Here is a 13191-nt window from a genome sequence, read left to right as displayed (position 1 = left end):
GCCTGGATGATCCCGGCCACGACGCGGCCCCGCAGGACCTGGAGCCGATGGTGGAGGACGGAGCGGCGACCGTGCCCCAGCAGCTCGCGCTGCCGCCGTACCCGGGCCACGGCATCGTCCCGCCCCAGGTGGGCCCCTCGAGCCTCAACGTCGAGTTCCCCGCGTCGACGCCCTTCGACGCGTCCGTGCCCGTCAGCGTCCCGGAGGACACCGCCGCGCAGGACGTGCCCGCGGCGGAGGCGTACTTCACGGAGCCCGTGCAGGAGACCCCTCCGGCCACGCCCGTGGCGCCGCCGCCCGCGACGAACGTCGTGACGTCGCCGCCCGTGGCGAAGGGCCCGGTGGGGCCGAAGGCGCCGTCGCCCGAAGACGACGACGCGGCGCTGAGCGCCGTGCTGAAGCCCAAGCGCACGGGCCTCTACGTCGCCGGAGGCCTGGTCCTCCTGGCGGCCGTGGCCGCGGTGGTGATCTCCCGGGGCTCGGGTGGGGAAGTGACTCCCGTGCCGCCGCCGAAGGTCGAGCAGCCCGTGGAAGCGCGCAAGCCGCCCGAGGTCCCGGCCGTGCCGGACGTCGCGCCGCCGCCCGTGAAGACCGTGCAGGAGGACCCGGTCGATGCGGGCGCCGTCCCGCCGAAGACGGTCACCGCCAACGTGGAAGTGGACGCCGGCACGCCGCCCGTGAAGGTGGTCACGCCCGAGCCCGCTGCGCCCGTCGACGCGGGGCTCGCGGTCGCGCCTCCGGCCACGCCGGAAACAGCGCCGCCCGTGGCGAAGGCCACCTACGCCGACCTGATCAAGGAAGGCCGCACGGCGATGAGCCGCAAGAGCTTCAAGGCGGCGGTGGGCGCCTACCGCAAGGCGCTCGCGCTCAACGCGGACTCCACCGAGGCCAAGGCCGGCCTGGGCATCTCGCTCGCCAACAGCAACAACATGAGCGCGGCGGGCTACCGCGAGGCGGCCAAGCTGCTCCAGGACGTGGTCCGCCAGGAGCCCAAGAACGCGAAGGCCTGGTTCTGGCTGGGCAGCTCGCTGCAATTCTCCGGTGAGGAACCCCGAGCGGCCGAGGCCTACAAGCGGTATCTGTTCCTCGAACCGACGGGAACCTCGGCCGAAGAGGTGCGCGCGCTGCTCAAGGGGATGGGCACCTAGGCGGCGGGCAGCCCTTCCGCCTTCCCGTCCCTGCCGGAGTCGTCGTGCTCGTCCTCGGACTCGAAACCTCGTGCGATGAAACCGCCGCCGCCGTCGTGGAGGATGGTCGGCGCGTGCTGTCGGACGTCGTCTCCACGCAGGTGGACATCCACCGCCGCTGGGGCGGCGTCGTGCCGGAGCTGGCCAGCCGCAACCACATCGTCCAGGTGATGCCCGTCCTGCACGAGGCCCTCACCCGCGCGGGCAAGACGCTGGACGACATCGACCTGCTCGCCGTCACGTCCGGCCCCGGCCTCATCGGCGCGCTGCTCGTGGGGCTCCAGGTGGCCAAGGGCCTGAGCCTCGCCACCGGCAAGCCCTTCGTCGGCGCCAACCACCTGGAGGGCCACCTGCTCGCCATCCGGCTGCTGGAGGACGCGCCCGCGCCGCCGTTCCTGGGGCTCGTGGTGTCCGGCGGCCACACGAGCCTCTACGAGGTGCGCGACTACGGGAACTACCGCCTCGTCGGCCGCACGCGCGACGACGCCGCGGGCGAGGCCTACGACAAGACCGCGCGCATCCTCGGCCTGCCGTACCCGGGCGGGCAGCCCATCGACGAGCTGGCCCAGAAGGGCGACCCGGAGGCCATCCGCTTCCCGCGCGCGCTGCCGGGCGACAACTTCGACGTGTCCTTCTCCGGGCTGAAGACGTCGGTGCTCCACCACATCCAGAAGCACGGCGTGCCGGAGGGGCAGGCGCTCCACGACCTGTGCGCGTCGTTCCAGGAGGCGGTGGCGGACGTGCTGTCGAAGAAGCTCGTCGCCGCGGCGCGGAGGCTGGGCCACACGCAGCTGGTGCTGTGTGGCGGCGTGGCGGCGAATTCGCGGCTCCGGGCGCTGTGCAAGGAGCGCGCGGAGGAGCGCGGGCTGCGCATGTTCCTGCCCCCGGTGCGACTGTGCACGGACAATGGGGCGATGATCGCCGTCGCGGGGTATGAAGCGTGGCGCCGCGGTCTGCGCGGTGACTTCCGCCTCGCGGCCGACCCCGCCTGGCGCATGGAGTAGGGAAGGGACGGCTCCTCAGTGGAATCGCCGCGCGACATCCTCAAGCGCCACGGACTGCGCCCCAAGCACAGCTGGGGCCAGAACTTCCTCGGAGACGCGGATGCGCTCCAGTCCATCGCGGACGCGCTCGAGCTGCGCGAGGGCGAACCCGTGGTGGAATTGGGCCCGGGCCTGGGCCACCTCACGCGCTTCCTCGCCGCCACCGGCGCGCAGGTCACCGCCGTGGAGCGCGACCGCGACATGGTGGCCGTGCTGGAGAAGGAGGCCATCCCCGGCGTGCGCGTGGTGTCCGGCAACGCCGCCACGGTGGACTTCGCCCAGGTGGCCGGCGTCCCCGAAATCGCGCTGGTGGGCAACCTGCCGTACCACCTGACCAGCTCCATCCTCTTCCAGGTGCTCGCGCAGCGCGCCCACATCTCGCGCGCCGTCTTCACCCTCCAGAAGGAGGTGGTGGTGCGCCTGGCCGCCGAGCCCGGCAACCGCGACTACGGGCTGCTCACGGTGCTGCTCGGCCTGCACTTCGACGTCGAGGAGGTCCTCACGCTGGAGGCGTGGCGCTTCCACCCGCCCCCGAAGGTGGACTCCGCCGTGGTGCGCCTCACGCGGCTCGCCAGTCCCCGCGCGCCGCTCGTGGACGAGGCCCGCTTCACCAGGCTGGTGAAGGCCGGCTTTGCCCAGCGCCGCAAGACGTTGATCAACTCGCTCAAGTCCGACAAGGGGCTCGCGAAGCCGGACGTTCTGCTCGCCGCGCTCCAGACTGCTGGTGTGGATCCGGGCCGCCGCGCGGAGACGCTCTCCCCGGCGGAGTTCGCCGCCATCGAGCGCGCGCTCGGGCCCGTCACCGCCATGGCGCCTCCGCCTCCCGACGCGCCCGAGCCCGACTCGGAAGCAGACGCGGACGACGCGTCCTAGCGCTTCAGTGCTTCTGGCCCAGCGCGGCCAGGAGCCCCCCCTGCTGGGCGAGGAAGGCGCGGAACTCGCCCTCGTCGATGCGCAGGCGCGCGAGCACCGTGCTCAGCACCTCGTCCACGGAGCCGTCTGGCCGGCGCTTCAGCTCGAAGGCCGTCTTGAGCAGCGCCACGCCGTAGAGTGGATCCACGTCCACCGGAGGTGCGGGCGGGGCCGTCGCGGGGCGTGGAGCGGGCGCGGCTTCCTCGCGCTCCACCACGTCCACCACCGTCTTCACCCGCTGCCTGCCGCGCATCTAACCGAGCACTCCTGCTGTCCCGGTGTTCGCGGGACGTGTGGGCGGGCACCGTAAGAGATGACCTGGAGCCGTGCAAGGGTGGGGTGGGCCGGCGAAAATTGCCGGATGCGCGGGAGCATGGTTGTGTTATCCGCCCCCCGCGCGCATGCGGCGCATGTGCTGTTTTCCGGGGGCGGAGGCCTCGGGCCGATGGACCACCGCTACATCGTCGTCGAAGGGCCCATCGGCGTGGGCAAGACGAGCCTCGCCAACCTCCTCACGGAGCGCCTGGGCAGCCGCCGCATCCTCGAAGTGGTGGAGGAGAACCCCTTCCTCTCCAGCTTCTACGCGGACCGGCAGAAGTTCGCGTTCCAGACACAGGTGTTCTTCCTGCTGTCGCGCTTCCGCCAGCAGCAGGAGCTGTTCCAGCAGGACCTGTTCCGCTCCGTCACGGTCAGCGACTACCTGTTCGCCAAGGACCGCATCTTCGCCAACCTCACGCTGGCGTCGGACGAGCTGGCCCTCTACGACCGCGTCTTCGAGGCGCTCGGGCCCCGCGTCACCCGGCCCGACCTGGTCATCTACCTCCAGGCCCAGCTGGACGTGCTGCTGCATCGCATCAAGAAGCGCGGTCGCGAGTTCGAGCGCAAGTTCGACGCGGGCTACCTGGAGTCGCTCACGCACGCGTACAACGACTTCTTCGCCCACTACACGGACACGCCGCTCCTGGTGGTGAACACCTCGGACATCGACTTCGTCCACAACGAGGCGGACCGCGAGGAACTGATGCAGGCCATCCAGGCGGCGAAGCCCGGCGTGCAGCATTACGTGCCGCGGGCGTCCCGGCGGGCCTGACGTCAATCGCCCGCCAGGCTGTTCGTCGTGTGGGAAGCCCCACATGAGGCTCCGAGGGCGTTAGAGTGCACCTTCGTGGCACCCCGGCCTCCGGCGATCCCCTCTGGGGACGGCGAGGGGCTTGTCGTTCCACGAGGCCGTCCCACCCGTCTCCACAGGAGGTGAACCGTGAAGGACAAGGTCACCATCCATACGCTGAAGCGCCTGAAGCAGTCTGGCCAGAAGATCTGCATGGTCACCGCGTACGACGCGACGTTCGCTCGCATCCTCGACGAGGGTGGGGCGGACGTGCTGCTGGTCGGTGACTCGCTCGGCATGGTCATCCAGGGCCAGGAATCCACCCTGCCGGTGACGATGGACCAGATGGTCTACCACTCGGCCGCGGTGAGCCGGGGCGCGAAGCGGGCGCACGTGGTGGGCGACCTGCCGTTCATGAGCTACCAGGTGTCGCCGCACGAGGCGGTGCGCAACGCCGGCCGGCTCGTCTCCGAAGGCAACGTGGGCAGCGTGAAGCTGGAGGGCGGCGCCGAGTTCGCCGACACCGTGCGCGCCATCGTCCGCGCCAGCATCCCCGTCATGGGCCACCTGGGGCTGACGCCGCAGTCGGTGCACAAGATGGGCGGCTACGTGGTGCAGGGCCGCGACGAGGACGCCGCGCGCCGCATGCTGGACGACGCGCTCGCGCTGGAAGAGGCCGGCGCGTACGCGCTGGTGCTGGAGGGTGTGCCGCTGGAGCTGGCGCGCACCATCACCCAGAGCCTGAAGATTCCGACCATCGGCATCGGCGCGGGCAAGCACTGCGACGGGCAGGTGCTGGTCTGCTACGACCTGCTGGGCATGAACCCGGACTTCAAGCCGAAGTTCGTCAAGCGCTTCGCCAACCTGCACGGCAACATCACGGAAGCGGCGGGCGCGTTCTTCTCGGAGGTCCGCGGGGGCACGTTCCCCGACGACGAGCACAGCTTCAAGGCGAACAAGAACGTGCGCCTCGTGGCCGCGACGCCGGTGGGTCCGGAGTCGGAAGCGCTCGCCGAGGGCGCGGAGAAGGTCGGCGCCATCTACGGGGCCCCGGTCTAGCCATGGCCCCTCGCGTCCTGCGCACCGTGCCGGAAGTGAAGGCCTGGGTGGAGACCCTCCAGAAGGAGGGTCGTCGCCTGGCGCTCGTGCCCACCATGGGGTTCCTCCATGAGGGCCACGTCTCGCTCATGAGGGAGGGCGGCCGGCGCGCGGACGTGGTGGCCGCTTCCATCTTCGTGAACCCCACGCAGTTCGGCCCCCGCGAGGACCTCGCGCGCTACCCGCGCGACTTCGAGGGGGACCTGGGCCGGTGCGCGAGCGCGGGCGTGGAGGCCGTGTTCGCCCCGGAGCCCGCGGTGATGTACCCGCCCGGCTACCAGACCTACGTGGACGTCACCGACGTCAGCCAGGGACTGTGCGGTGAGCGCCGTCCCGGCCACTTCCGGGGCGTCGCCACCATCGTCACGCAGCTGCTGGCGCTGTTCCGGCCCGCCGTGGCGCTCTTCGGTGAGAAGGACTACCAGCAGCTCCAGGTCATCCGCGCGCTCAACCGCGACCTGCACCTGGGCGCGGACATCGTGGGCATGCCCACGGTGCGCGAAGCGGACGGGCTCGCGATGAGCAGCCGCAACGCCTACCTGTCCGCCGACGAGCGGCAGCGGGCGCTCGCCCTGTCGAAGGGCCTGCGAGCGGCCCAGGCCCTGCTCGCCTCCGGCACCCGGGACACGGGAGCGCTCGTGGAGGCCGTCCGCCGGGAGCTCCAGGCGGCGGACCTGCGCGAGGACTATGTGGAGGTGCGGGACGCGGAGCGGCTGTCGTCCCTCGCGACGGTGGCGCCGGGGCAGACGGCGCGCGTGCTGGTGGCCGCCTTCTGCGGCGCCACGCGGCTCATCGACAACATGCCCCTGGCCGGTTAGGAGACTCGGGACACGTTATGGCCGGAAAGCCGAAGGGTGTGGGTGCTGAGCCGGGGGTGAAGCTCATTGCCGAGAACCGGCGTGCGCGCTTCGACTACACGGTGGACGAAAAGGTGGAAGCGGGGCTGGAGCTCACCGGGAGCGAGGTGAAGTCGCTGCGGGATGGCATCGCCAACCTGTCGGACGCCTACGCGCTGCAAAAGGGCACGGAGCTGTTCCTGCTCAACGCCCACATCGGCTCCTACAAGGCGGCGAGTGTGTTCGACCACCTTCCCACGCGGGGCCGCAAGCTGTTGATGCACCGGTCGGAGATCGACCGTTGGACGGCGAAGGTACGCGAGCGCGGTTACTCCATCATCCCGCTCGTGCTGTACTTCAGGAAGGGACGGGCCAAGGTGGAGCTGGGCCTGTGCCGCGGCAAGACGCACGAAGATCGCCGCCACGACATCAAGGAACGGGAGACGAAGCGGGAGATGGACCGGGAAGTGCGCCGTCGTTGAAGGGCGCGCCCGCAATTCCCCGCCGGACAGGCTGGAATGGACAAGAAGGTCTCAGACAAGAAGGAGCGGCTCCTGGCCGCGCTGGATCAGGGGATGGTGATGATCCACCTGGACGCGCGCCGCCCCGGCGTGCTCGTCCCCGCCAGCCTCCGAGGCGAAGCACACCTGCGCCTCAACCTCTCCTACCGCTTCGAGCCGCCCGACCTCACGGTGGGCGAGTGGGGCGTGCGCTCCACGTTGAGCTTCTCCGGTTCGCGCTTCACGGTGGCGGTGCCCTGGTCGGCGCTGTTCGCCATCGCCAGCCACGTGACGAAGGAGTTCTGGATGTACCCGGAGGAGATGCCGCCGGAGCTGCTCCAGCAGCCCCCCGTGGCGTCCGCCTCCGTGTCGCGTCCGCCGCAGCCCGCGCCGGTGCCCGTGCCCGTCGCCGCCGAGCGGCCCCGCGCGTTCCTGCGCGAGGTGCAGAGCGAGCACTCCGACGAGCCAGAGACGCAGGCGCGCCCCGCGGAGGTGCCGTCACCGGCCGCCGCCGAAAGCGGCCCGGGCAGCCCGCCAGAGGAGCCGCAGCCGCCGCGCCGCGGGGGGCACCTGCGGCTGGTGAAGTAGGGCGGTCCTCCCCAAGTCCACGGAGGACCGGGCCGGACGTCAGCGCTTGAGCTCCGCGTCGATGTCCGCCTTCATGCCGCCCATGAACGAGCCCGTCCACGCGCGGTAGCCCCGGAGCTTGAGCTGCACGGGGATGGCGCGGGACGGGTAGACGTTGTCCATCACGAGGGGCGTCACGCCCACGTCCACGCCGTCCACCGTCACCCGCGCGCCGGAAGGCTCGCTGCGGATGGACAGCGTACCCGTCTGGCCGCCGTTGAGGGCATGCAGCACCTGGGCTTCGTAGCGGGGCCACAGGAACACCACGCCCCCCGCGAGCACCGTGACGATGGCGAACAGCGCCACCACGGGGCCCCATCGCCTGCGCGGGCGGGGCGGCGGGGCCGGCGGCTCCAGCTCCCACGAGGTGCCCTCGGGACGAGGCCCGCGCTCCTCCAGCTCCAGGTCGCCCACGGACGCCTGATGGATGTTGGGCCGGGCCCGGCGTCCGGCGTCATCGAAGTCCGCGAGCGACTGCGTGGCCAGTGACGGCGCCGCGCTGTCCGCCACAGGGGCGGGTTTCCGCGACGGCCCGGACGACGCACGCACGGCTCCTGGAGGCGCGCCTGCGGGGGCACCGTGGCCGGAAGCACGGCCGGTGGCGGATGGCTCCCCGGGACGGGGCCCTCGCGCCGCGGCCGGGCCCAGGACGGTCGGCGTCTCGGCCGCGGAGCTCCACGGCGTGGACGCCCGCGCCGTCGGCCCCCGGGTGCAGGCCTCACAGGGGGCGTCGGGCGAGTCCAGGGCCCCGCCGCACACGGCGCAGGCGTGAACCACCTCGCCCGAGGCGGACAGCGCCACGCCCCCGGGACTCGGACTCCACGGCTCCGCTTCCTCGCCTCCCACGGGCACGGCCGCGGGTCCCGGGACCTTCCACGGCACGGGCTCCCCGCGCGCGGAGGGCGAAGGCGCCGCGCCGAAGAGGGACGTCCGCGTCCCGGAGGGCGCGTCGGCCGACCCGGGAGGCCCGCCGGACGTGACGAACGACACGGCGGGCGCCGTCGCGTTCTCCTGGGCGGCGATCCGGGCCAGGTCTCCCACGGACGGAGGCAGCCGCACCCCGCGCAGGAACGTGGCCAGCGCGTGCGACGATGCGGGCTCGCCCGTCTGCGCGAGCCAGCGCGCGAGCGCCTCGGACACGTCCTCCGGCTGCGGGAAGCGGCCCTCCGGGTCGCGCGACAGCATGCGCAGCACCAGCGTGGCCAGCGACGCGGGCACATCAGGCAGCGACGCGGGGGCGCGGTTGAGGATGGAGTAGGCCACCGCCATCGGCTCCACCGCGGGACCGAAGGGGTGCTGTCCGGCGAGCAGCTCCGACAGGATGATGCCCAGCGAGAACTGGTCGCTCAGCGCCGTGGCCGGCTCGCCCCGGAGGACCTCCGGCGCCGCGTAGGGCACCTTGCCCTTGAAGGCGCCGGGCTCCGTGCGCGACAGGCCCTCCAGCCGCGCGATGCCGAAGTCGGTGACCTTCACCTCGCCCTCGCGCGACACCAGCAGGTTGGACGGGGACACGTCCCGGTGCGCCGTCATCACCGCCCGGCCCTCATCCTGGCGCCGGTACGCATGCAGCAGCCCCGCCTGGGCCTGGCTCGCGATGAACACCGCCAGGTGCGGCGGGACGCGCAGCCCCTGGCGCGCCACCGCGCGCAGGATGGCCCCCAGGTCCCAGCCGTCCACCAGCTCCATCACCAGGAAGAGCCCCTCGGGGCCCTCACCCACGTCGTGCACGGTGACGATGTTCTGGTGCTGCAGCCGCATGGACAGCCGCGCTTCCGCGACGAACATGCTCGCGATGCCCGGCTCGCGCGCCAGGTGCGGCAGCATGCGCTTGATGGCCACGGTGCGCTCGAAGCCCTCCGCGCCCTTGGCCACGCCCAGGAACAGCTCCGCCATGCCTCCCGTGGCCAGGGGTTGCAGCAGCCGATAGCGCGAAGTCACGAGGTCCTCCAAGAAGCCCGGAGCGTCAGCCCTGCGCCTGGGTCAGGTCGCGCAGGTGCTTCCACGGGTAGATGCCGGTGTTGTGCTGGTCGCTGAACACGAACGCGAGCGCATAATTGCCCACGGGTTGCATCTGCAACACGCGCAGGTTCGCGGGCACCTGCGCGGGGTCCAACGTGCGCTTGGCCGTCCACTCGTCCACGCACGCGGCGCACGGACACTGCTGGCGCAGCACCTGCGCCGTGGCGGTCGTCGTCACGCCGTCGTCCCACGTCAGCGTCAGCGACTCGCCGTCCGCGGACAGCCTGGCGTCCGTCGCGCTGACGGGCTTGGGCGCGGGCTTGATGCGGTCCCAGAAGTTGCTCACCGGTCCACCTTCCAGAGTCTTGGGCACAGCAGGCCCCTCCCTACCATCCTTCCGGCGGGGCAGGGGACGTCCCGCGCGCGCCGTCCGGGGTTTGCGAGAGGGGGCGCGCTCAGGACGCCAGCTTGACCGGCTGCCGGTGGCCTTCCAGCCGCACGCCCTGCTGGGCGAGCACCGCGCGCAGGGCCAGCACCACCCGGGGGTCCAGCTGCGCGCCGCTCAGGTTGTCCAGGATCTCCATCGCCTTCTCCAGCGGCATGGCCTTCTGGTACGGCCGCGTGGAGGTGCACGCGTCGAAGGTGTCCGCGCACGCCACGATGCGCGCCAGCAGCGGGATGGAGTCCCCCTGGAGCTTGTCCGGGTAGCCCGTGCCGTCCCAGCGCTCGTGGTGGTGGCGCACGCACGCGCGCACCGGGCCCAGGAACGTCACCGGGCCGATGATGGCGTCGCCGATGGCGGGGTGCTCGCGCATCGTGGCCATCTCCTGGTCCGTCAGCCGCGACTGCTTGGTGAGGATGGACTCCACGATGCCAATCTTCCCGATGTCGTGGAGGATGCCGCCGTACTGCAGCTGGCGCAGCTCGCGCTCGGTGAGCTTCATCTCCCGGCCAATCTGCACCGCCACGTCGCCCACCCGCTGGCTGTGGCCGCGCGTGTACGCGTCCTTGGAGTCGATGGAGTTGGCCAGCGCGACGATGGTCTCCAGGTAGCCCTTCTCCAGGCTCTCGTAGAGGCCGCGCGTCTCCATGTCGTACGCGAGCAGCTGCTTGCTCATGTAGTTGAACGTCTGGGCCAGCTCCCCCAGCTCGTTCTTCTGCTTGAGGTTCACCTCGACGCCGAACTTGCCGCGCGCCAGCTCCAGCGACGTCGCGATGAACGTCTTCAGGGGCTGGGTGAGGTTGCGGGAGAAGATGGCCGCCAGCACCAGCGCCACCAGGATGGCGCCCCCCAGCCCCAGGAGGATGCGCCGCTCCATCGTCTCCACCTGGCGGTAGGCGTGCTCCACCGGCTGCTCGGACACGATGGCCCAGCCCGCCTCCGGCAGCACCGAGTATGCGGACACCACCGCGGCGCGCCCCTCGCCGAAGTTGCCCACGTGGAACAGCTCCGTGTCGGGCGAACCCTCGCGCTGCTTGAGCAGGTGCTCCAGGGGCGGCCGCTTCGACACGTCCTCGCCCACCGCGCCCAGGTCCCCGCCGCCGGTGATGAGCCGCCCGTTCCGGTCCGCCAGGTACGCGAACCCCGTGCTGCCCACGCGCTCCTGCGCCAGCATCTGCCGCAGGCCCGCGAGCGTCAGGTCCGCCGCCATGTAGCCCTGCACGGGGTCGCCCACCGGGAACGCCAGCGTCACCACCGGCCCGCCGCCGCCCGGGGACGCCACCACGTCCGAATAGCGCACCCCCGTCAGCCCCGCGTTGAGCAGCGCCCGCGCGCGCTCCTCGTGCTCGGCCACCGCGCTGGGGGCCATGTCGTGCACCGCGAAGGCCTGCAGCCCCGGCTGCCGCTGCTTGTCCGCGCCGAACACGGTGAGGGCCAGCACCTCCTGGCGCTGGTTGAGCACCGCCGCGATGTGCGAGCGCTGCGTGTCGCGCGGCAGGCTGAAGAACCCGCCCGGCACGCTGGACAGACCCACCACCATCTCCGTCGGGTCCTCCAGGAAGCCCTCGGCCTTGAGCCGCAGCTGCTTCACGCGCTCCTGCGCCAGCTCCTGTGCGTCGCGGATGAGCAGCTCGCGCGTATGGGACACCGACAACCAGCCCACCATCACCGTGGGAATGATGCTGACCACCAGCATCAGCAGGAGGATGGCTTTGAAAAGACGCACGGGAGGCTCCTCACCGACTGGCTACTTCTGCCAGCCGTCCTTCACCTTGACGTTGAGTTCGAGCGCGTCCACGGCCAGCTCGAAGCGCCGCGGCGCGGAAGGGACGGACCGGCCCTGGTCCGGGCTCACCGCCGTCACCGTCCAGCGGTAGCGGCCCGCCGGCAGCGCCGGCAGCGCCCACTGCCGCGCCCCCATCACCGCGCGCACCGGCGCCACGGGCTCCGCGCCCGCCTCCGCCGCCTCCGGGACGACCTCCACCTCGTAGCGCGTGGCGCCCTCCACCGCGGCCCACGACAGCGTCACCGGGCCCATCAGCCCGGCCGCCGTCGGCTTCAGCGTGAAGCGGTACTTGTCCGCGGGCTGCAGCGGCTGGGGCGCGGAGGGCGGCTCCGGCAGGACGGTGCCCTGCTGCACCCTCACGGACTCGCCCTTCGCGAGGATGCGGGTGGCGTGCTGGGCCTCCACCGTGACGGGCGGCCCCTGGCGGTGGGTGACGGTGGTGGTGCCGCCGTCGTGGTCCACCTCCACCGTGAAGTTGGAGGGCTGGGGCGGGTTGAGCAGCGCCCAGGCCTCGTCCGCCTTGTGCAGCGCGTCCGCGTAGCGCGCCTCGCGGAAGTGCGCCTCGGCGTCCTTCATGCGGACCTCGGCCTCGCGGCGCCGCGCGTCGTCCGGCGCGGCCTTCAGCGCCGCGCGCGACATCTCCAGCGCCTTGCGCGCCGTCTGCGGCTCCGTTCCCGCCGTCTTCGGCGGGGACGCGGACGTGGTGGCCGCCAGGAGGGGCGAGCCCTCCCGGGACTCGCGTTCCACCACCGCCGGAGCCGTGGGCACCACGGACAGACCCATCCATGCACTGAGCCAGAGGGCGGCCTTCATTGGAACTCGATCTTCCTGCCAGCCCGAACCGTGGCGGACGGAGTAGTGACGGACAGCGACTGGGTGGCCGGCTTCTCCAACGTGGCGTCCACCCTTCCGCGCAGGACGGTGACATCCGTCCGCAGCTTGCTCTCCGCGATCCCCACCAGGGAATCGCCCCCCAGGTGCACCGTGCTTCCGTTGGCGAACACCACCTGGGCACTCGCCCCGGACTCGGTGCGCACCTTGTCGTTCTCGTACAGCGGCAACTCGTCCCGCGCGGCGCTCCACTCGTCAGCGACCGCGCGCTTGATCTGCACGTCCCCTGACAGGTCCCGCAGGTGCGCGCGGGGCACCGGAGGGGGAAGGGGCGCCTCGGCGGGCCCGCGTGGCTTCTCGTCGGCCGTGCAGCCGGGAGGAAGGGTCGCGAGTGCGACCATGAACAGCAAGGGGGGCCAGCGTCGTCCGTTCACGAGAGGGGCTTTCCGTGGGACGTCAGTCTAACCGCAAACGGGCCCGGGGAGGGGGTCCCCCCGGTGCCAGGGACCGCCTGCCTAGTCGAGCCGCCGGTGCTCCAGGCACGGCAGGTTGCGCCGGATGCGCGCCTGCAGCTCCGGGTCCACCGGCGCCACCGCCAGCCCCTCGCCCTCGGAGGCGCGCGCCGTCACCAGCCCCCAGGGGTCCACGACCATCGCATGCCCGTACGTCAGCCGCTGGGCCGAGTGGCGCCCGCCCTGGGCCGGCGCCAGCACGTACGCCTGGTTCTCGATGGCCCGGGCCCGGAGCAGCACCTCCCAGTGGTCCTTGCCGGTCATCATCGTGAAGGCCGCCGGCACCGCCAGCAGCGTCGCCCCGTCCTTCGACAGCCGCCGGTACAGCTCCGGGAAGCGCAGGTCGTAGC

At 71.9% G+C, this 13191-nt stretch carries 15 protein-coding genes; 8 read left to right on the top strand and 7 right to left on the bottom strand.

The window, feature by feature from the left end; all coding sequences use genetic code 11:
• From D7V93_RS24005 to rsmA, 3 genes are all read left to right on the top strand, one after another.
• Positions 1-1148: tetratricopeptide repeat protein (locus tag D7V93_RS24005; protein WP_147451295.1), on the top strand; the 1148-nt coding region annotated here is incomplete at its 5' end.
• A gap of 44 nt (positions 1149-1192) precedes the next feature.
• A complete protein-coding gene (gene tsaD, locus D7V93_RS24000) occupies positions 1193-2191 on the top strand; it encodes a tRNA (adenosine(37)-N6)-threonylcarbamoyltransferase complex transferase subunit TsaD (RefSeq protein ID WP_120645625.1) in 999 nt (332 codons plus the stop codon).
• Between the two features lie 18 nt (positions 2192-2209).
• Positions 2210-3103 carry a 16S rRNA (adenine(1518)-N(6)/adenine(1519)-N(6))-dimethyltransferase RsmA gene (gene rsmA / locus D7V93_RS23995; protein ID WP_120645624.1) on the top strand — a complete coding sequence of 298 codons (894 nt, stop codon included), beginning with the start codon at positions 2210-2212 and terminating at the stop codon, positions 3101-3103.
• A gap of 4 nt (positions 3104-3107) precedes the next feature.
• On the opposite strand, the gene D7V93_RS23990 is transcribed toward rsmA, so the two are convergent.
• On the bottom strand, positions 3108-3395 hold the full coding sequence (locus D7V93_RS23990; RefSeq protein ID WP_120645623.1) for a hypothetical protein: 288 nt from the start codon (positions 3393-3395) through the stop codon (positions 3108-3110).
• 192 nt (positions 3396-3587) lie between these two features.
• Between D7V93_RS23990 and D7V93_RS23985 the strand changes: the two genes are divergently transcribed.
• The 5 genes from D7V93_RS23985 (at position 3588) to D7V93_RS23965 (ending at position 7272) form a co-directional block, all read left to right on the top strand.
• Complete coding sequence (locus D7V93_RS23985) at positions 3588-4232, top strand: deoxynucleoside kinase (protein WP_120612708.1); 645 nt, start codon at positions 3588-3590, stop codon at positions 4230-4232.
• Between the two features lie 168 nt (positions 4233-4400).
• The gene (gene panB / locus D7V93_RS23980; RefSeq protein ID WP_120645622.1) at positions 4401-5309 is read left to right on the top strand and encodes a 3-methyl-2-oxobutanoate hydroxymethyltransferase; all 909 of its coding nucleotides are present in this window, start codon (positions 4401-4403) and stop codon (positions 5307-5309) included.
• A 2-nt stretch (positions 5310-5311) separates the two neighbouring features.
• Positions 5312-6166, top strand: coding sequence for a pantoate--beta-alanine ligase (panC, locus tag D7V93_RS23975; protein WP_120645621.1), 855 nt, complete (start codon positions 5312-5314; stop codon positions 6164-6166).
• Positions 6167-6183: 17 nt separating this feature from the next.
• The gene (gene smpB, locus D7V93_RS23970; protein WP_120645620.1) at positions 6184-6666 is read left to right on the top strand and encodes an SsrA-binding protein SmpB; all 483 of its coding nucleotides are present in this window, start codon (positions 6184-6186) and stop codon (positions 6664-6666) included.
• Between the two features lie 36 nt (positions 6667-6702).
• Positions 6703-7272, top strand: coding sequence for a ClpXP protease specificity-enhancing factor SspB (locus tag D7V93_RS23965; protein WP_120645619.1), 570 nt, complete (start codon positions 6703-6705; stop codon positions 7270-7272).
• A gap of 39 nt (positions 7273-7311) precedes the next feature.
• Here D7V93_RS23965 and D7V93_RS23960 read toward each other — a convergent pair whose 3' ends face one another.
• The 6 genes from D7V93_RS23960 to D7V93_RS23935 all read right to left on the bottom strand — a co-directional run.
• Positions 7312-9249, bottom strand: coding sequence for a serine/threonine-protein kinase (locus D7V93_RS23960; RefSeq protein WP_120645626.1), 1938 nt, complete (start codon positions 9247-9249; stop codon positions 7312-7314).
• Between the two features lie 25 nt (positions 9250-9274).
• Positions 9275-9616: a DUF971 domain-containing protein gene (locus D7V93_RS23955; protein ID WP_120645618.1), complete on the bottom strand. Its 342-nt coding sequence runs from the start codon at positions 9614-9616 to the stop codon at positions 9275-9277.
• 109 nt (positions 9617-9725) lie between these two features.
• Positions 9726-11438, bottom strand: coding sequence for an HD domain-containing phosphohydrolase (locus D7V93_RS23950; RefSeq protein ID WP_120645617.1), 1713 nt, complete (start codon positions 11436-11438; stop codon positions 9726-9728).
• 21 nt (positions 11439-11459) lie between these two features.
• Positions 11460-12311 carry a peptidoglycan-binding protein LysM gene (locus tag D7V93_RS23945; RefSeq protein WP_120645616.1) on the bottom strand — a complete coding sequence of 284 codons (852 nt, stop codon included), beginning with the start codon at positions 12309-12311 and terminating at the stop codon, positions 11460-11462.
• The gene (locus tag D7V93_RS23940) at positions 12308-12763 is read right to left on the bottom strand and encodes a FecR domain-containing protein (RefSeq protein ID WP_120645615.1); all 456 of its coding nucleotides are present in this window, start codon (positions 12761-12763) and stop codon (positions 12308-12310) included. Before D7V93_RS23940 ends, D7V93_RS23945 begins: the two co-directional genes overlap by 4 nt.
• Before the next feature lie 81 nt (positions 12764-12844).
• On the bottom strand, positions 12845-13191 hold a 347-nt coding region (locus tag D7V93_RS23935), incomplete at its 5' end, for a nitrilase-related carbon-nitrogen hydrolase (protein WP_279636940.1).

The sequence above is a fragment of the Corallococcus llansteffanensis genome (genome assembly GCF_003612055.1).
Lineage (GTDB): Bacteria > Myxococcota > Myxococcia > Myxococcales > Myxococcaceae > Corallococcus > Corallococcus llansteffanensis.
This window is presented reverse-complemented; position numbering and strand designations above follow the sequence as displayed.